This is a genomic window from Candidatus Poriferisodalis sp., from assembly GCF_965208895.1.
Classification (GTDB): domain Bacteria; phylum Actinomycetota; class Acidimicrobiia; order Acidimicrobiales; family Poriferisodalaceae; genus Poriferisodalis.
In genome coordinates this window covers 75,710-92,158 of record NZ_OZ242363.1, presented here as the reverse complement: position 1 = coordinate 92,158, position 16,449 = coordinate 75,710, and the positions used below count along the sequence as shown (strand labels likewise).

At 65.6% G+C, this 16,449-nt stretch carries 17 protein-coding genes; 4 read left to right on the top strand and 13 right to left on the bottom strand.

What is annotated here, in order from left to right; genetic code table 11:
- Window positions 1-79: 79 nt before the first annotated feature.
- Complete coding sequence (locus tag ACOGJB_RS00480; RefSeq protein ID WP_419838881.1) at window positions 80-1,519, bottom strand: N,N-dimethylformamidase beta subunit family domain-containing protein; 1,440 nt, start codon at window positions 1,517-1,519, stop codon at window positions 80-82.
- An 80-nt stretch (window positions 1,520-1,599) separates the two neighbouring features.
- Here ACOGJB_RS00480 and ACOGJB_RS00475 point away from each other — a divergent pair, with 80 nt between their 5' ends.
- Together ACOGJB_RS00475 and ACOGJB_RS00470 are read left to right on the top strand one after the other, a co-directional pair.
- The gene (locus ACOGJB_RS00475) at window positions 1,600-2,310 is read left to right on the top strand and encodes a hypothetical protein (RefSeq protein ID WP_419838880.1); all 711 of its coding nucleotides are present in this window, start codon (window positions 1,600-1,602) and stop codon (window positions 2,308-2,310) included.
- Window positions 2,307-3,533, top strand: coding sequence for a nucleotidyl transferase AbiEii/AbiGii toxin family protein (locus ACOGJB_RS00470; protein ID WP_419838879.1), 1,227 nt, complete (start codon window positions 2,307-2,309; stop codon window positions 3,531-3,533). The genes ACOGJB_RS00475 and ACOGJB_RS00470 overlap by 4 nt, the downstream gene beginning before the upstream one ends.
- A 290-nt stretch (window positions 3,534-3,823) precedes the next feature.
- Here ACOGJB_RS00470 and ACOGJB_RS00465 read toward each other — a convergent pair whose 3' ends face one another.
- Together ACOGJB_RS00465 and ACOGJB_RS00460 are read right to left on the bottom strand one after the other, a co-directional pair.
- Complete coding sequence (locus ACOGJB_RS00465) at window positions 3,824-4,078, bottom strand: hypothetical protein (RefSeq protein ID WP_419838878.1); 255 nt, start codon at window positions 4,076-4,078, stop codon at window positions 3,824-3,826.
- Window positions 4,079-4,101: 23 nt separating this feature from the next.
- On the bottom strand, window positions 4,102-5,478 hold the full coding sequence (locus tag ACOGJB_RS00460) for a hypothetical protein (protein ID WP_419838877.1): 1,377 nt from the start codon (window positions 5,476-5,478) through the stop codon (window positions 4,102-4,104).
- Window positions 5,479-5,626: 148 nt separating this feature from the next.
- On the opposite strand from ACOGJB_RS00460, the gene ACOGJB_RS00455 reads away from it, so the two are divergent.
- Window positions 5,627-6,388: a recombinase family protein gene (locus ACOGJB_RS00455; RefSeq protein ID WP_419838876.1), complete on the top strand. Its 762-nt coding sequence runs from the start codon at window positions 5,627-5,629 to the stop codon at window positions 6,386-6,388.
- Window positions 6,389-6,747: 359 nt separating this feature from the next.
- On the opposite strand, the gene ACOGJB_RS00450 is transcribed toward ACOGJB_RS00455, so the two are convergent.
- The 4 genes from ACOGJB_RS00450 to ACOGJB_RS00435 are packed head-to-tail and all read right to left on the bottom strand — an operon-like array spanning window position 6,748 to window position 9,321.
- Window positions 6,748-7,656: a haloalkane dehalogenase gene (locus ACOGJB_RS00450; protein WP_419838875.1), complete on the bottom strand. Its 909-nt coding sequence runs from the start codon at window positions 7,654-7,656 to the stop codon at window positions 6,748-6,750.
- Window positions 7,653-8,306, bottom strand: coding sequence for a hypothetical protein (locus tag ACOGJB_RS00445; RefSeq protein ID WP_419838874.1), 654 nt, complete (start codon window positions 8,304-8,306; stop codon window positions 7,653-7,655). Before ACOGJB_RS00445 ends, ACOGJB_RS00450 begins: the two co-directional genes overlap by 4 nt.
- 53 nt (window positions 8,307-8,359) lie before the next feature.
- Window positions 8,360-9,181, bottom strand: coding sequence for an MBL fold metallo-hydrolase (locus ACOGJB_RS00440; RefSeq protein ID WP_419838873.1), 822 nt, complete (start codon window positions 9,179-9,181; stop codon window positions 8,360-8,362).
- Window positions 9,166-9,321 carry a hypothetical protein gene (locus ACOGJB_RS00435; RefSeq protein ID WP_419838872.1) on the bottom strand — a complete coding sequence of 52 codons (156 nt, stop codon included), beginning with the start codon at window positions 9,319-9,321 and terminating at the stop codon, window positions 9,166-9,168. The genes ACOGJB_RS00440 and ACOGJB_RS00435 overlap by 16 nt, the downstream gene beginning before the upstream one ends.
- Window positions 9,322-9,432: 111 nt before the next feature.
- Here ACOGJB_RS00435 and ACOGJB_RS00430 point away from each other — a divergent pair, with 111 nt between their 5' ends.
- Complete coding sequence (locus tag ACOGJB_RS00430) at window positions 9,433-11,763, top strand: CotH kinase family protein (RefSeq protein WP_419838871.1); 2,331 nt, start codon at window positions 9,433-9,435, stop codon at window positions 11,761-11,763.
- 64 nt (window positions 11,764-11,827) lie between these two features.
- On the opposite strand, the gene ACOGJB_RS00425 is transcribed toward ACOGJB_RS00430, so the two are convergent.
- From ACOGJB_RS00425 to ACOGJB_RS00400, 6 genes are all read right to left on the bottom strand, one after another.
- Window positions 11,828-12,253, bottom strand: a complete 426-nt coding sequence (locus tag ACOGJB_RS00425) for a PPOX class F420-dependent oxidoreductase (RefSeq protein WP_419838870.1) — start codon at window positions 12,251-12,253, stop codon at window positions 11,828-11,830.
- A 102-nt stretch (window positions 12,254-12,355) separates the two neighbouring features.
- A complete protein-coding gene (locus ACOGJB_RS00420; RefSeq protein ID WP_419838869.1) occupies window positions 12,356-12,868 on the bottom strand; it encodes an adenine phosphoribosyltransferase in 513 nt (170 codons plus the stop codon).
- A 227-nt stretch (window positions 12,869-13,095) separates the two neighbouring features.
- A complete protein-coding gene (locus ACOGJB_RS00415) occupies window positions 13,096-13,938 on the bottom strand; it encodes a class I SAM-dependent methyltransferase (protein ID WP_419838868.1) in 843 nt (280 codons plus the stop codon).
- Between the two features lie 99 nt (window positions 13,939-14,037).
- On the bottom strand, window positions 14,038-14,973 hold the full coding sequence (locus ACOGJB_RS00410) for a phytanoyl-CoA dioxygenase family protein (protein WP_419838867.1): 936 nt from the start codon (window positions 14,971-14,973) through the stop codon (window positions 14,038-14,040).
- Between the two features lie 20 nt (window positions 14,974-14,993).
- Window positions 14,994-15,452 (bottom strand): nitroreductase family deazaflavin-dependent oxidoreductase, encoded by a 459-nt coding sequence (locus ACOGJB_RS00405; RefSeq protein ID WP_419838866.1) that lies wholly within the window; start codon window positions 15,450-15,452, stop codon window positions 14,994-14,996.
- Window positions 15,453-15,549: 97 nt separating this feature from the next.
- Complete coding sequence (locus ACOGJB_RS00400) at window positions 15,550-16,437, bottom strand: phytanoyl-CoA dioxygenase family protein (protein ID WP_419838865.1); 888 nt, start codon at window positions 16,435-16,437, stop codon at window positions 15,550-15,552.
- Between the last annotated feature and the right edge of the window lie 12 nt (window positions 16,438-16,449).

Sequence of the window (16,449 nt, the reverse complement as noted above, 5' to 3'; positions counted from 1 at the left end):
CATCACCGCCGTTGCGGCCGTCGCCCACGCCGACTGTGTTCCGAATCGTTGCTCGCGCGACATTTGGTTGTTCGCCAGCTCAGTCGACGTGGCGGCCGATGACGTTGCCGGTAACCGTCGCCACGTCATCGTGTTCGAGGCCGTAGGCCCAATCCGTACACCCAGTAGTGAACACCTCGCCGAGACCCCGCTGGAACCAGCCCATCACCGCGGCGCCGTGCGCAAACCGCTCCCGGTTCTTGGGCGTGTCGCCGCCGCCGAGTCGCTCGGTGACCCAGTTGAGCTCGCCGACGTAGCTGTCAGGCATCCCCGGTGGGGCTTCGGAGGTCTCCCACAGGTGCGCCGGGGCCGTGCCGAGCACCTCGAAGTTGGCCGGCGTGCCGCCGGTCCCCGTGGCCACTGGCAAACCGTCCGCCAGCGCCAGCTCACAGCCGTCGCACTCGTAGCCCACGACGACGGGCTCGCCGCCGAGCACGTCGCCCGCGATCAGACGCAGGCCGTCGAACGCCCAATGGTCCGGCCGCCAGATCGTGTAGCCGCCGGAACCCTTGGGAGCCCGCCGGCAGTGGGCGTAACCGCCTCGGGTAAAGGAGACCCCGGTCATTTCCGACTCGGGCCTGCCGGTGAGCGGGTCGCTCCACATCGTCGACACCGTGTGCTCTGCGTCGGTCCCCATCACGGGGTCGAGATGGAAGTCGAGCTTGTAGCCGATCACCCGATCGTTGTCACCGAAGCGGACCTGCCAGAACGAGGTGTTGCCCGAGAAGAACGCGGCAGCGCCACCGGAGTCGACCCAGCTCTCGACGTGGTCACGCATGGCCTCGGACCAGTACTCGTCGTGGCCGACGCTGATGTACAACCGGCGTCCGTCGAGCAGGTCGGGGCGGTGGTGCAGATCCAAGCTCGTCGCATAGTCGAGTTGGATGCCGTTGCGTTCCGCCCAGCTGACGAAGAGTCGCTCCCAATTCGCCCACCCCGCGGCGGCGGACCAGTACGAGTAGTTGTCGAAGTACTCGTCGACCTCTGGACGGGGCAGCTGCCCAAAGCGGGCGACGCGGTAGCGATGGGGGTCCGGCTTGTCCAAGAATCCCCGTGGCAGCGGCCGTTGCTGGGAGGACACGTGCCCGCCGGTATAGAAGCTCGGCCCGCCCCAGTCGTTGTAGGCCGCCCACGTCGAGGTGGACAGCACGAGCAGTGTCTCGCCCGGCTCGGCCGCACGGACGACAAAGAACGCTTCGGCGACCTCGCCGTCAGGGCCAGCCAAGCGCACCAAGTGGAAGCCCGGCTGCCACGCAGGATCGATCTCTAACTGCAGCGTCGGCGTCCAGCCGCATCCCTCGGTGGCACAGTCGTCGGGGACCGGCTGCTCTGCGGTCGCCACCACCCATGAACCCACGAGTTGCTCGTCTGCGCCGATCCGCAGCACCTCGACGCGGCATGAGCCACCGTCCGCGCTGACCATCAGGTCGATGTTGTCCCCCGCCGCACCGCTGTGCGGCCAGCAATAGCCCGCAATCATGCGGCGACCGTAGTGGTAAGGATCCCATGCTCGCTCCAATCCTTGGAGCCTGCGCAAAACAGCGTTGGTAACATTCGTACATGAGTTCCGAGCCGGCGCAGCAACGCAGCAAGTCCGCTGCCGCCCGCGCCTGGATCGAACACCTGCCCGCCGGGACATGGTTCCGGTCTGTCGCGGTCCCCGGCAACAGGCATCTGGCAGGCAACGTCCTCGCTCGACTGCTCGCCGAACCGCAGCCGATCATCGGCCGAGCATCTCGCGGCATCTACTGGCGGCAGCCGCCTCCGGTGTCACCGCGTTACGGGAAGACGCCGCTGCTGACAGACGACGCCGTGTCGTTGCTAGGGCCTCCCGGTTCCGCGTATGCCGAATTCGGGGCGCTCAACCTGATCGGCTGGTCGACCCAGAAGCCGTACGGCGTCACTCTCGCGGTCCCGTACCGAAACTTGATGCCGCCGCGCATCCGCCTCGGCGGTACCTATCCCCAATTCAAGGAACGCTCAAACCGGAGACGCAGAGAACTCAACTGGAACGAGGCGAACTTGCTTGAATCCGCCCGATTCGCAGCACGGGCCGATTACCACAGTTGGGATCACGCCATTTGGCTTCTCGTGGAAGCCAACGGCTGGATGAAGCACGGCGCGCCGATCTGCAAACAGCGTGTCCTGTGGTCCGCCGAAACGGAGCCCCGGTCTCGAGGCAGCGTGCTCAGCGACAGCGAGAACCGAGGGTTCGCCGAGACGCTCACCCGACTCAAACGAGACCTCCCGGACATCGTGGAACCGTCATGACGTTCCCTCGTCGTCCCCCTGAACGCCGCAGGTGCCTAGCCCCGCGACGTCGAGCAGGGAGATGCCAGAATTATGCCGACACCTGCCCGATCGTTGAGCACCGCATCGGATCGGCAGGCGCGACGAACGCCGCCGACTACTCCGCCGACAACACTGAGCACGCCATGCGCTCGTCGGGTTCGCTTGTGCGTCCCGCTGCGGACGTCGGGCGACGCCTCCACGACGACAGCGGACTCTTCGACGCGGTCGTGAGCCGCGCATCCGCTCATTACGGCCTCGCCGACAGCATGATCATTGCCGACTATTGGCTGATCAGAACGCTGCATGCATGGATTCAGGCCGTAGGCAACGGCTATGTGCAGCGGCGCCACCCGGATCCGAATCTGTCCGAGGTCGAGAACCGAGCCGGCAAATTCGTCTTCGCCGGAGGCACGTCGCTGTCAGCAGCATGGGGAATTGCAGACCGGTGGTCCGAAGACATCGACATGGTCCTCAGCCGGTCTCCGCTGGCAACGCCGAAGCAACTGCGGCAAGCGTGCGAGCAAGCCTTCCGGGCGACAGCGAACGGCGCAGACAGCCACCACACGGTCACGGACAAGAGCGACGCGCACAGCTTCGCGTCGTTCCTGCGAGACACCAAGACCGTGGCCCGCGTCGATGTGGCGTTCAAGCATCTCGCGGCACCTCAGATAATGACGCAGCGGGAGACGGCAATGTCGCTGATCGGCAGAGTCGTCGACGACGACCTGCTCGACGACTGCCCCGAACTCGGTGGCTTCGAAGTCGAAACGCTCGGCCCCTGCTCAGTAGCGATGGACAAACTGCTCGCGCAGACGCAGACATCCGAGTCGGGAGACCTCGAACACATCGCCGAACGGGCCCGCGACGTGTACGACCTGGCCTGCATCGCCCGTGAGCAACATCGTTTCGAAGGCCACATCGGCCGCGACAGCAGCGCGCTGCTGCGCATCGCCGAGGACTGGCACCCTGACGGCATCCGGCGCCCCCCTGACGGATTCGCGTCCTTGCGGGCATACGATCAGAGCACCGACGAGCATGAAGCGCTGGCCGCCGGCTACGACCAAGTCCTCGACAACATGGTCTGGGGCGACAAAATCCCGCTGAACGAAGCCATCCATCTGGCCGTCAGTCTCGACCCCGGACCGCGGGAACCTCCCCGAACGCTCGCCTACGACCCGCGCGTCGCCTATCCGCGGCACTGAACGCCCCGAAATTCACATCGGAGGGAGTGTCGGACGTTCCCTTGTCAAGCGGCGAGCGCTCACGCCGACAACGACGACCCGCCACAGCGCCTCCAACCCGCAGAGCTAACCCGCATAGTTACTGGGCTTTCTCTGCCAGTTAGGACATTGCGTTAGGACCGTTTCTAGGCGTCGAAGCCCGTTCGCTGAGTGTCCCTGTAGGCCATACAGCAGAGAACCCGCCGACCGAAGCCGACGGGTTCCCCTCAGTTCTTGCGAGTGCTAGCGCTGTCACGCCTAAGCGCAGAGACTCACTGCACGCCCGAAGGCTCTGCCCTCGCAGCCTCACGGCGGCGCAGCACCCGTCTCGTGCCGACGGTGCCACACACAACCAGGAAGCACGGGCACGCGACCAATATGGCCAACGGCGGAACACCGAGAGTGTCCACCGCGTAAAAGATCGCCAAGGACACCATGAAACCAAACGCCAACAACCCGACGAATGACCAGACGGACAACCGGGTTGGCGAAGCGTAGGCCTGCGTCGTGTTCATGGGTGTGTTCATGGGTTCAGGGTAGTTCGGGGCGCTCATTGGCCGAGGCCGGCGAGGGCCGCTTCGCATTGCTCGATGGCCCAATCTCGGTTGTCGTAGCTGCTTTGGTACTGGCTGTATCCGGCACCGTTCACGAACAGAGTAACCCCGCCGCGACCCGGGCGCCACGCGAACGCTGTCCACGGGCCGCAGTAGCTGCCCGCCGAGTTCTCGTCGGCCGCGTCGTCGTCGGCCGCGTCGTCGTCGGCCGCGTCGTCGTCGGCCGCGTCGTCGTCGGCCGCGTCGTCGTCGGCCGCGTCGTCGTCGTTCCGGCTAGCAAAGTGCTGTACCGCGATGACAGCAGCAGTCACTGCCGCTGTGCATGTGGCGTCCACGGTTATTTTGCCCGCCGGAGACGCGATCCACGCGACCCAGCCCGGCGCTGCTGCACCTCCCGACGCGACGGTGGTCTTGGTGATTGCGAGGACCAGCACGCCGCATCCCACGGTGGACGCCGCAGCCGCGATGACCACTTTGGCCTCGGTCGGGGATTCGTCCCAGAGATCCTCCAGCTCCTGGCCGAGTTCCACGGCCAGGTCGCCGGGGTCGGGCGGGTCGCCCAGAGCCTCGAGCGCGTCGATCAGCCCGCTATACGCGCGGTCGTTCAGAGCCTCGAGCGCGTCGATCAGCTTGCTAACCGCGGCGTCGTGCAGAGCCTTGAGCTTGCTCATTGCCGCTGCGATCCCATCGGAGCCTTCGCACTGGGCGGGCTGGGTGGGCAGCGTGGGCGGGGTGTTGGTGCCGTCGTTGACCTTGTTGAGCGCGTCGATCAGGTTTTCTGCGTAGTCGCCGCAGATGTCGGTCGTGGTGGTTTTGCGCTCTTCCTCGGCCTCTAGGCGCTTGCGCTCTTCCTCGGCTGCGATGCGCTTGCGCTCTTCCTCGGCCTCTAGGCGCTTGCGCTCTTCCTCGGCTGCGATGCGCTTGCGCTCTTCCTCGGCCTCTAGGCGCTTGCGCTCTTCCTCGGCTGCGATGCGCTTGCGCTCTTCCTCGGCCTCTAGGCGCTTGCGCTCTTCCTCGGCCTCTAGGCGCTTGCGCTCTTCCTCGGCTGCGATGCGCTTGCGCTCGGCCTCTGCTTGTTCGCGTTTGCGCTCGTCCTCGGCGGCTTGCTCGCTCGTTCTGGTGTCGCGCGGCTCGGTGTTTGCGGGCGGCGGGGCGTAGCAGCTGGGGGGGGTGCCGGTCATGCCTGCGGGGCATCTGTGGACGTGGGAGACGTTGACGGTCTCGGTCCAGCACTGCTGGCCGGCGAAGGGGTCATAGGCGCAGCGCTGCACGGTCTTGGTCTGGCTGTGCGCCGCTGCGGGTTGCGCGACCACGGCGAGCGTTGACGCAACGACGAGCAGCGCCAGCAGCGCCGCGAGAGTCCGTTTGGGCATTGGAGGGTCCTTGGTGAGCGGATCGGCTGATGTGAGCGATCCGCGACCTCGTCGGCGCCGGAGAGGGACCCATGCAAGTGATACCGCCCGCGATGCCGACGTGATCGCGAATCCTTCATTTCGGATACAGAACGGGCACCGTTGTTCCATGACTGAACAAGCACACGTATCCCGCCGCTTGAAGGCGGTCTCATATGCACGGGTGTCCACCGGCGCACAGGCCGAGTCAGGCCTCAGCACCGAAGCTCAGCACTGCGCCGTGGACCGAGCAGCAGCCGACCGCGGCTGGCAGATCATCGAGCGGATCACCGACGACGCCGTCTCGGGCAGGACGCCCACCCAGCGAAGGCCTCGACTTCGCGCTGCGCTCGAGCAGCTTCGAGAGGGACGCATCCAAGTGCTCGCCGTGGCACGCTCGGACCGCCTCGCGCGCTCGACGATCGAGTTGCTGCGTCTCTACGAACGCGCCGAGATCGAGGGCTGGACGCTCGCCGCGCTTGACGCCCCAGTCGGTCTCGCGTGCCCCGAAAGCCACCTATTCATAGGCGTTCGCGCCCTTATCTCGGAGTTCGAGTCCGCTATGGCAAGCGCCCGCACCACCGAGGCGCTGGCGATCGCCCGCAGCCGCGGCGTGCGCCTCGGGCGGCCCAGCCAACATGACGAGGCCACCAAGACCCTCGCCTCGCATGCGCGCGCCGAAGGCCGCAGCCTCGCGCAGATCGCTGCCGAGCTCACCTCACTCGGGATACTGACTCCCACAGGCAAGACGACATGGAGCCGCTCATCGGTTCAGTCCCTGATGCGCACCATCGCCCACGACCAAGCAACCCGTGATCGCGCCGAAGCGCACGACCGCGCCCAACTCCCCCCAAGCCGCGACAACGACCCGCCGCCGCCGCGGGCCGCGTGACGTATCCCTGCGAACCAGCTTGACGCGCCGTCGATGGCTGCATACGATACGAACGTTTCAGATACACCTCGAAACAGCGACTGACCAGTGGATTCAGACAATCACAGCGTGTCTCAGGAGGTCTGTGGGCAGTAATCCCATCGCTGCGGGAGTGCGATGCAGACCGTCTCTCGTGCGACCTCAGCGAATAGCGCGTTCGGCTGCGGACCGAAGTGGCGAGCGCGCCCGTGGACCTGCGGAGCGACTACGCGTTCCTTGCCGTGGCCGCCCATCATCACTGCTGTGCGACCAGCAATAGCCCGCGATCATGCCGCGACCGAACTTGTCTCGTCTCCGTCGCGGAGCGGGTGAGTTTGTTCTCAGTCGGCTGCGATGAAGTCGATGAGCACCTGGGCCAACTCGGGTCCCTTGTCTTCCTGCAGGAAGTGCGACGCGCCTTCAATGGTGACATGCGCTTGGTTCTGGGCGCCCGGAACCATCCGACGGAACGGCTTGTCGGCTCCAGCGGTCACGGGGTCGCTATCGCTGAAACAGCACAGGAACGGCTTTTCGAACTGCGCCAGCACACCCCACGCCTCGCGGTTCGGCTGAGCCTCGGGATCGTCGGGAGATGTGCACACATGCGACGGCCAGGCGCGTGCGCCGGACTTGTACGAGTCGTCCGGGAACGGCGCGTCGTAGGCGGCGATGACGTCGGCGGGGAACTCCGTGAGGCACCCGCCGTTCACGATGTCGCCGATCGGGAAGACCGGTGACTCCCGAGCGAATTTCTGCCAGTTCATGAAGGCTTCGCTGGGCTGACGGTCCCCGGTGGGCAGGCCCGTGTTGGCTATCGCCACTCGGGCGAACCGGTCCGGCTGCGCCGTGACGAGCCGCAGGCCGATCAGACCGCCCCAGTCCTGGCCGAAGAAGGTGATGTCGCGCAGGTCCAGCGCGTCGAAGATCAGGCTCGACATCCACGCCACGTGGCGGGCGTAGCTGTAGTCGGACTGCTCGGCGGGCTTGTCGCTGCGGCCGAAGCCGACTTGGTCCGGCACGATCACCCGGTGCCCGGCTTCGGCGATAGGCCCGATCATGTGGCGGTACAGATACGCCCACGACGGCTCGCCGTGCAACAGCAGCACCGGGTCGGCGTCGGACGGTCCCTCGTCGAGGTAGTGGACACGCAGCGTTCCGTCCTCGCCGTCACCGATCTCGACGTAGTGCGGCTCGAAGTCGTAGCCCGCCAGATCGGCGAAGCACTCGTCGGGCGTGCGGAGGATCTTCATGGTGATTGCTCCTGTGACTCGATTTCGGCGAAGACGAATTGTGGGTCCGCGTCGGGCGGGGCGATCCGTTGCAGGCGGGCGGTGAATCCCAGGTAGTCCCATATGAGGTGCTCGCCCTCACGCCTGCGGCGTACCTCGATGGGGCCGGTGCCCAAGAGGCTGCGCCGCGAGGCGATCTTCCTCGTCGCGTCGTCTGTTGTTTCCCGCTCTTGTTCGCTGCGCTCACGGGCCGCTCGGGCCACGGCTTCGCCTTCCGGCTCAGCCTCTGAGTCGAGACCGTGCGGCCGCAGCACGTGGACACCGTCCTCGAAGCTGGCGATCACGTGGATCTCGACCGACTTGTCGAACTCGGCTACGTCATGGACGCCATTGCGCAGTGTCCCGTCACAGCGCATGTCGTGAATGATGCCGGCGCCGGTCACCACCACCCGATCAGCAGCTTGCTCGATCCGCTGCACGTGCCCGAGTGCAGGATGTTCAGGCTGGATGGCGCCGTCGGCGACAACCTCGATGGTCCGCCAGAAACCCCGCATGTCCGGCGCACCGTCGCACAACGGCTCGGTGCAACCCGTCAGGATCGGCGGCGGCCATCGCGTCCAGCCCCCGGTGGGCGTGTAGGCGACTGGGATGGAGTCGGCGGTCGCTGTCATGGGATTCCAGTCTCTGGCAGGCCGGCGAGTGTATGGCGTCGGTGTTGAGCGGCTCAGAGTGCGATCGTCGTGAGGTCGTCACCGATGACGATCTCGCCGTCGAAGTGCGCCGCGGCCAGCTCGATCCATTCGGGGTACTGCTCGGGGGTGGGCGCGGGGACCATGTGCGTCAGCACCAATCGCTTGGCGCCGACTCTGGCCGCAGTCTGCGCCGCTTCGACCACGCCGGAGTGGTAGTCACCGATGTCCTGGAACATCTCGTTGGGGCTCAGCTCGACCAAGTCCTTCCGTATGACGGTCTGTACATAGGCGTCGGCACCCGCTGCCAGCTCGTCCACGCCGTCGCACGGCACGGTGTCGCCGACCACGGCGGCCACAGCGCCGTCATGGGCAAGCCGGTATCCGAGCGTGGGCCGCACCGGTGCATGATCGGTGGCCGCAGTGCTGACGTGAACGTCGTTGACGTCGAAGGTGTCTCCCGCTTCCAACTCGGTCACTTCGACTCTCGGGCCGTTGACCAGCGTGTCGTGGTGCTCGATGCGGTAGCCGATGTCGGCTTCGAGGGCGCCCATCTGGCGTTCGACGAATTTCGCCGTGCCCGGCGGGCCGTACACCTGCAGGGTCGCGTTGCCCTGGCTCATGATCCAGTGGGTTGTGATCACGTCGTTGAGCGCACACACATGGTCGCTGTGCAGGTGGGTGATCAGCACCGCACTCAGGAAGATCGGCAGCGAGCCGCCGCCGGCCATGCGCATGACGGTGCCACGGCCGGCGTCGATGAGGATGTGCGTGTCGCCGGCCTTGACCAGCGTCGACGGACCGGCTCGGTTGGCGTCAGGCAGCGGCGAGCCCGTCCCGGTCAGCACGATGTCCATGCGATTCTCCCCGTATTCTCGGAGGCGGCGGTCAGCGTGAGGTCTGCTGAAAGGCGACGCAGGCTCGCGATGCTGCCGACCGGCCCTCCGCCGACGACGATCGCGTCGTAGTGCTGTCGATCGGCGGGTGTCGCTGACACGGCCGCAACCCTAAAGGGCACCTGGGGACAGCGAAGCGGGCTGACCGCGATACCCGATGAGGCCTACCGATATGGTCCGCTCACGTCTCGCTGACGTTGGGAGGTGGACGAATGCGATCACGGGCTCGACGTCAGCGCCGCTTGGCCGCCGTGCTCGTGGCTGCCGCGATGATCGCGGCTGGCTGCACCAGCACGGCCGACGACGGTGTTCGGGCGGCCCCGAGTCTCGCCTCCGATGCAGCCCCGTCCACCACCGAGCTCGCCCCGGACGCGGTCCCCTCTACGACCACTGCGTCAGTAGCACTTCGAGAGGACGGCGAGGCCCTGCCGCGCGAGGCCTATTTCGACCTCGGCCACGTGCTCGACATCAGCATCGAGATCGCCGTCGAGGACTGGGACACCCTGCGTCACCAGACTCGCACCCTCGCGGACGTATTCGCGGAGATCGAGGAATACGGCCTCTCGCGGCCCTTCGCCAGCATCTACACGTGGTTCAGCGCCACGGTGACCGTCGACGGCCAGATGCACGCAGCGGTGGGTGTGCGCAAGAAGGGTTTCGTCGGCTCCCAGAGCTCCACCAAGCCGTCCCTCAAGCTCCGCTTCGACAAGTACGTCGACGATCAATCCCTGTCAGAGGGCATGAACCGGATGACCCTGAACAACAGCGTTCAGGACCCTTCGATGGTCAACACCTGCCTGTCGTTCCGGGTGTTCGCCGCTGCTGGCAACCCTGCACCGCGCTGCAACTTCGCCACCGTGTCGGTGAACGGCACCGATCTCGGGCTGTACGTACACGTCGAGGAGTTCAAGGCCCCGTTCCTCTTGCACCATTTCGGGAGTGCTGAAGGCAACCTGTACGAAGGCACGGTCAGCGACTTCACGCCGGAGTTCCGCGGCACATTCGAGAAGAAGACCAACGAAAACGCCGACGACTGGTCCGACATCGACGCCGTGGTCGCAGCCCTGAGCGACCCTTCCGAGGCCGGACTGGCGGCGCTGGAAGAGATCGTCGACCTCGACCGCTTCCTGTCGTTCTGGGCGACCGAAGTACTGGTGGGTCACTGGGACGGCTACGCCGGCGACCGCAACAACTACTGGTTCTACCGTGTGCCCGACGGCCGGTTCGTGTTCATGCCGTGGGGCACCGACGGCACATTCCACCTTTCCGACGACCCCAATCCATTCGACAACATCTCCAATCCTCCGCCGTCGGTGCTGGCGCTTACCGCCATTCCCAACCGCTTGTACAACCACCCGGATTGGCGGGCGAAATACGTCGCACGGCTGAAGCAGCTTCTGGACGACATCTGGGACGAGACCGAGCTGTTGGCGGCGGTCGACGAGATGGCCGCCATCGTGCAGCAACACGCCCTTCCCGCCGAAGCCAGGACGGCAGCGGCCGACACCGAGCGGTTGCGGACCTTCATCTCCAAACGCAAAGCCGAAATCCTCGCAGATCTCTCGCCCGCGCCTCCCGAGTGGCCCGAAGCCGAGTGGCCCGAAACCGCGTTGACTGCGCCGCCCACCGGGGGGTCAGGAACCCTAGAGGTCACCTTTGAGACGACCTGGGGCAGCAACTTGAGCCCCAATCCGTTCGGGCAGGGAACAATCCACAACCTGGTGCTGGACGGATCCCCCGAGTCGATTGACCGCATCGGGGTTTTCGCCGGTGACGCCAACCCCGACGAGAGCATCCTGCTTCCGGAGATCGACAGACCTGCGTCCATCGTCGTCGCAGGGCTCGATTCCGACGGCTCGGTCAACGGAATGTCGTTGGTCATCGACCCGCGCCAGCTGGTGGCGGGCCGAACGCTGGTCATCGGCGTGGATGCCATTGCGGGAGGAATCTGGTCGATCCCGGCGGGAGCGTCGTCGCCGGACAGCTTCTCGCCGTTCACCGAGGGCGTACTGGAGCTGTCGAGCGGCGGAACGACCCCCGGCGCCGCTATCGCCGGTGCCTTCTCGGGTGCATACGGGTGGTCCCCATCGCCGTCTGGCGTCAGCGGCGCAGACGCCCAGGGCGCCGACCCTTCAGATTCGCCGCTTGATGTCGGGTTGGTCATCAATGAGGTGGCCGCCAAGGGCGATCCGCTGGACTGGTTCGAGCTGCACAACGCATCGCGGGTGCCCATAGCGCTCGACGGCTTCGAGATGGCTGACGATCTCACGGACGTCGGGAAGCGAGTGCCCTTCCCAGCCGGCACAGTCATCCAGCCAGGTGCATACATGCAATTCAGCCTCGACAAGGACGGCTGGCCCGGCTTCGCGCTCGGGAGCGACGAAGAGCTGGGCATCTGGCTGCTGGACGGGACACTCGTCGCCAGCGTCAACTGGGACGACGGCCAGTCGGGTGCGAGCCAGAGCTACGCCCGAGTGCCCGACGTCACCGGACGATTCGAGACGGTCGACGCACCCACGCCAGGCGCTGCCAACCAGCCGTGACGTGACGGCGCCTCGTTGGGCGCTGTCGTGGCGAGTGCTGTGCTGCGTTTGAGGTCGAGACCGCCTACACCGGGGTGTGCTCGAAGGGCAGGTCTTGGTACAAGTACTGGGTGACCGTGACCCGCAACGCGACGCCCGTGTCTCCACGGGCCGGGAACGGTTTGCCCGTGTACTTGTGGCTCAGCGCGTCGATGACCGCCATATCGGCGTCGGGCTCGACCACGCACGTACCGCGCATCTGCAGCTCCTCGTAGGGGTTGTCGATATCGACGATCGAGATGGCCACGCGTGGATCGCGCACGATGTTCTGCGTCTTGAGCGACTCCTCACCCGTGGCCATGATCACCGTGGATTCGTCGACGAGGTCGATCCAGACCGGGTCGAGCTTGGGCGACCCGTTCGCACGGACAGTCGCGAGGTGCGCGAAGTTCGGCCTGCGCACCAGGTTCTGAGCCTCCGCGCTCATGATCTTTGCTGTCGGTGTGGTCATGTCTGGCCTCGCTCAGTGGATCCCTCGGTCAGGCCCACCGTAAGCGCGGTCACGGCGCCAACGCCACGCCTCGGCCGTTCGTACCCAATGCCGTCGCGCTCCCTACTCGACGGCGATGGCCGCAGCGATGTGTGTCTCGCCGAGTTGCTGCCGACCTGCGAGGAACGCAAGCTCAACAATGAACGAGTAGCCCACCAGGTTGCCGCCGCCGAGCGCGACCAGTCGGGCACTTGCAGCAGCCGTCCCGCCAGTGGCGAGCACATCGTCGACGATCAGCACATTCGCCCCGTCAACGATGGCGTCGGTGTGCATTTCCAGGCGTTCAGACCCGTACTCGAGCTCATAGCCGGCGCGCAGCGTCTCGCGCGGGAGCTTGCCCGGCTTGCGAAGCGGCACAAAGCCAGCATCGAGCCGATCCGCGGGCATCGAACCAATCACAAAGCCCCGAGCCTCAGGCGCCACAACAAGGTCGACGCTGTGGTCCCCGAACGGCTCTACCAGCTCATCAACACAAGCTCGCAGCCCCGCCGCATCGGCCAACAACGGCGTGATGTCCTTGAAGACAATCCCCGGTCGAGGAAAGTCCGGAACATCCCGAATCAGCGACCTCCACACAGGCCACTCTCCTAGCAGAGGCTCACGCAGAAATCGTTGAACCGTACGCGCGTTGCGCGGCTTGCTTCGACACCCCCAGCATGACCCCGATCATGGACCAACTTCGACCTTCGGCGCGTGCAGACCGCACAGCCTCCGCGAGTTGCTCGTCGATGGCGTCACGTCGAGTCGCGAGTTCGCTGATGAGCCGAAGCGAGGCCGTATCGGATTCGACGAGGTCTGCCGGGTTAACTCGATCCGCCCACTCTTGCAGTGCCTTGGCGCGCTGTGATCTGGTCTGGCTCATCGCACACCAGTAAACAGATCGGAGATGTAGGGCACTTCAAAGTTGCCCGAAGGGTGGTGATGACCAGGAGTTCTCGCAGCCGTTGCGTGGACTCTGCTTCGCCCAGATTGTCGACCGCTGCCTGCATTTTGGTGGTTGAGCTCACCACCTGGATGAACAACTCATGTGTCATCGGCCAACTCCACTCGCAGGCCGTACGTGTGACGTGCGCATAGCCAGCCGCTGACAACTCGGTGATGACATCAAAACAGCGGTAATCCCGTGAGTAACCCGGACTGTGCTCTTCAAGAAACGCCTCGTATGCGTCGAAGACGGGCGAGCGCTGCCAGACACGATTGTTCTGGATGATCCCGATGAGTCCACCAGGGGCCAATACCCGCTGAGCCTCGGCGTAGAAGCGGGCGTGATCGAACCAATGCAACGCCTGAGCAGCGACTACCAGACCCGCTGACGCTTCCTCCATGGGCACATCTTCAGCACTGCCGACACGGAATTCGATGGCTGTGCCGCGGCTGTCGTTCGCAGCCTGGGCACGCATGCCCTCGCCGGGTTCAATCCCGACGATTTGCCAATGCGGCAGCGCAGCCGCAAGCTGCCTGGTCGCAATACCGGTTCCCGATCCGACATCGGCTGCCACTGCCGGGACGGGACGATCGTCGAGCATGGCGCGCAACGCCCTCCACAACGGTTCGGGATATTGAGGCCGAGCCCGGCTGTAGGCACCGGCAAGCTCGTTGAATGCCTGGTGCCGATCGCTCTTCGAATGGTGGAGCGGCGACGTCACCGGCACATGATGCCTGGGCCCGGCGTTTCCCCACTCCCGTGTCGGCCGGACTTCGCAGCGCAACAGGCGGTCAGCGGCAGGCCCGCCCATTTGTCCCGATCAGCGGGGCCAGACCCGGGGGAATCTCTCGGCGCCGTCGAGATCGTCGCCGTCCTGCAGCCCGACTGTGTTGCGGAACGGCTCGGGCGACGAGGCTCGCTTGTAGAAGGTGACGTCCTCGCCTGCGAAACGCACCGAGGCCGCTCTCCGCAGCCGGTCCGCGCTGGTATTGCCCAGCGAGCCGTGCAGCGTCATCCAGTGGTGCACGATCACGTCGCCGGGCCCGGCCTCGTACCTGCGTATGTCGAAATCCTCAGGGTGGTCGTCGATCGCCGGGAGTTCGTCGAGACCGTCGAAACTCAGGCCCGGGAGCTTGAAAGTTCCTTTCAGGGTCACGAAGTCATTCGGCTTGAACACCTTGCCCCAGCGATGGCTCCCAGCGACGTAGCCCATGACGCCGGATTCCATCGTGACCTCATCGACGGGAACCCAGCAGACCGCCACCTTGGTGCCCTGGAGCAGCCAGTACGGCTTGTCCTGGTGCCACGGCGTGCGCACACTCGAACCGGGTTCCTTCATGAACAGTTGGTCGCTGTAGAGATTCACGCGCTCGCTGCGGGTCAGAGCAGCGACAATGGGCGGCAAGGGGCCGTTGACGTGCATGTCGCGCAGCCCGGCGTGCCAACTGCACGCGTCGGTCTCCACGATGTTGCGCCCTACCGGCACGCGATTCGGCTCGGTCGCCAGCGTCGAGACGTCGTGGTTCTCCATCATCTGGCGCACACGCTCGGCGACGTCCACCCTGCTTCCGGCTCGGCTCGCGCCGGTCACGAGCCCCTCGCGGCCGACATCGGTTTCGCGGTTGAACACTCCGTCGAGGACAACTCGGAATTCGTCGACCCAGTCGAGGGGACAGATGTCGCGCAGCACCACGACGCCGTCGCGGTCGTAGGTCTCCAACTCGGCGTCGGTGACCGCGCGGGTGGGGTCATTCATCGGACACCCCCGATCGAGGGCTAGTTGCGGACGAGGCGGAAGACGGGGATCTCGCGGCCGTGCTCGCCGGCGCTCGTCTCGTACTCGGCGAACTGCGGCATCAGCGCAGCCTGGGCATCGAAGAGCCGCTTGCGCTCGTCGCCCTCGGTGAGTTGCGCAGTGGCCTCCCACTTGTCGGTGCCCACCTCGACGGTGACGGTCGGGTTGGCGACGAGGTTGTAGTACCACAGCGGGTTTTCCGGGGCGCCGCCCTTGGAGGCGATGACCACGATGTCGTCGCCATCGGTGGAGTACACGAGCGGCGAGCACAGTTCCCGGCCGGTCTTGGCCCCGGTCATCGTGACAAGAACCATCGGTGCCCCATTGAGCCAGCCGCTGCAGTTGCCCTCGTTCTCGCGGAACTCCTTGATCACGCCTTCGTTCATCTTCAGAAAATCCATCAGGTACTCCTGCCCGGAATCGAGCTCGACGCTCGTCAAATCAGCTGCGTCGCGCCACAGCGACGACGCAGCACGCTACCGCCGACGCGGCCTTCGAGCGGGTGATCGGGCCCGACGAGTCGTCTCAGCTGCAATCTCAACCCGACTCACGGGCGGCACCTACCACGTCCTGCATCTCGCGGGCGTGGCGCAGCCACAGGCCGCCTCCGTTGTAGGGGCGCGGATCGTATGAGCTGTGGCCGAGCAGTCGCTGGACGCGTTCGCTGTGGCCGGACAACTCGCCCAGGCCGAAATCGAGTGGGCTGGCTTCTTCGGGCGTCAGCCAACCGGCGACGAAGCTGCAATGGAATGCCCGGCGCCACTGGTCTGCCGTCTGGTTGGCGCCGCCGCCGTGCAGCACATATCCCGAGTAGACGAGCGCGTCGCCCGGCCCAAGCTCGGCCGGCACAGACTCTCGCTCTTCATAGCGAGCAATCTCGGACTGCCGATGGCTGCCCGGCACCACCCGAGTCGCGCCCAACTCCTCGGTGACCTCCTCAAGCCCGATCATGGCGCTGATCGTGACCTCGGGAGAATCCGGCCACGTGGCCTTCACGAATGCCCACCAGTTGTTGGCGTCCCGATGCAGCATCTGCTCGGACTCGCCCGGGCCGATGTACATCACCTGTGCCGTGTTGAGCCAGTACGAGCCGCAGATCGGCAGCAGCACCGCATCGGCGACTTGGGCGTAGAGCTCGTTGTCGAGGACATCGAAGAACGCCGGTGTCAGACGGGCCAGGCTCGAGAACCGGATCGTGTTCGCCCCGACGAAGCCCTTGCCGTCGTCGCCGAGGCCCTGCGTGGCACCGCCAGGCTCTTCGCCCCGGGCAAAGTCATCAGCGGCTTCACGTATCTGGGCAATGGTCTCGACGGGGAACATGCCTTCGACAATGACGCCGCCGTCTTCCTGCAGCGCCGCGAGTACGGGTTCAAGGCCCGCCGCAGCAGGAGTCCTTTGCAGGGAACGAACGGCGGTCATGCTCATGGCAACACGTCT

Coding starts and splice junctions, on each gene's coding strand:
- ACOGJB_RS00480 (WP_419838881.1), bottom strand. CDS start 1,519: ATGATTGCGGGCTATTGCTGGCCGCACAGCGGTGCGGCGGGGGACAAC.
- ACOGJB_RS00475 (WP_419838880.1), top strand. CDS start 1,600: ATGAGTTCCGAGCCGGCGCAGCAACGCAGCAAGTCCGCTGCCGCCCGC.
- ACOGJB_RS00470 (WP_419838879.1), top strand. CDS start 2,307: ATGACGTTCCCTCGTCGTCCCCCTGAACGCCGCAGGTGCCTAGCCCCG.
- ACOGJB_RS00465 (WP_419838878.1), bottom strand. CDS start 4,078: ATGAACACACCCATGAACACGACGCAGGCCTACGCTTCGCCAACCCGG.
- ACOGJB_RS00460 (WP_419838877.1), bottom strand. CDS start 5,478: ATGCCCAAACGGACTCTCGCGGCGCTGCTGGCGCTGCTCGTCGTTGCG.
- ACOGJB_RS00455 (WP_419838876.1), top strand. CDS start 5,627: ATGACTGAACAAGCACACGTATCCCGCCGCTTGAAGGCGGTCTCATAT.
- ACOGJB_RS00450 (WP_419838875.1), bottom strand. CDS start 7,656: ATGAAGATCCTCCGCACGCCCGACGAGTGCTTCGCCGATCTGGCGGGC.
- ACOGJB_RS00445 (WP_419838874.1), bottom strand. CDS start 8,306: ATGACAGCGACCGCCGACTCCATCCCAGTCGCCTACACGCCCACCGGG.
- ACOGJB_RS00440 (WP_419838873.1), bottom strand. CDS start 9,181: ATGGACATCGTGCTGACCGGGACGGGCTCGCCGCTGCCTGACGCCAAC.
- ACOGJB_RS00430 (WP_419838871.1), top strand. CDS start 9,433: ATGCGATCACGGGCTCGACGTCAGCGCCGCTTGGCCGCCGTGCTCGTG.
- ACOGJB_RS00425 (WP_419838870.1), bottom strand. CDS start 12,253: ATGACCACACCGACAGCAAAGATCATGAGCGCGGAGGCTCAGAACCTG.
- ACOGJB_RS00410 (WP_419838867.1), bottom strand. CDS start 14,973: ATGAATGACCCCACCCGCGCGGTCACCGACGCCGAGTTGGAGACCTAC.
- ACOGJB_RS00400 (WP_419838865.1), bottom strand. CDS start 16,437: ATGAGCATGACCGCCGTTCGTTCCCTGCAAAGGACTCCTGCTGCGGCG.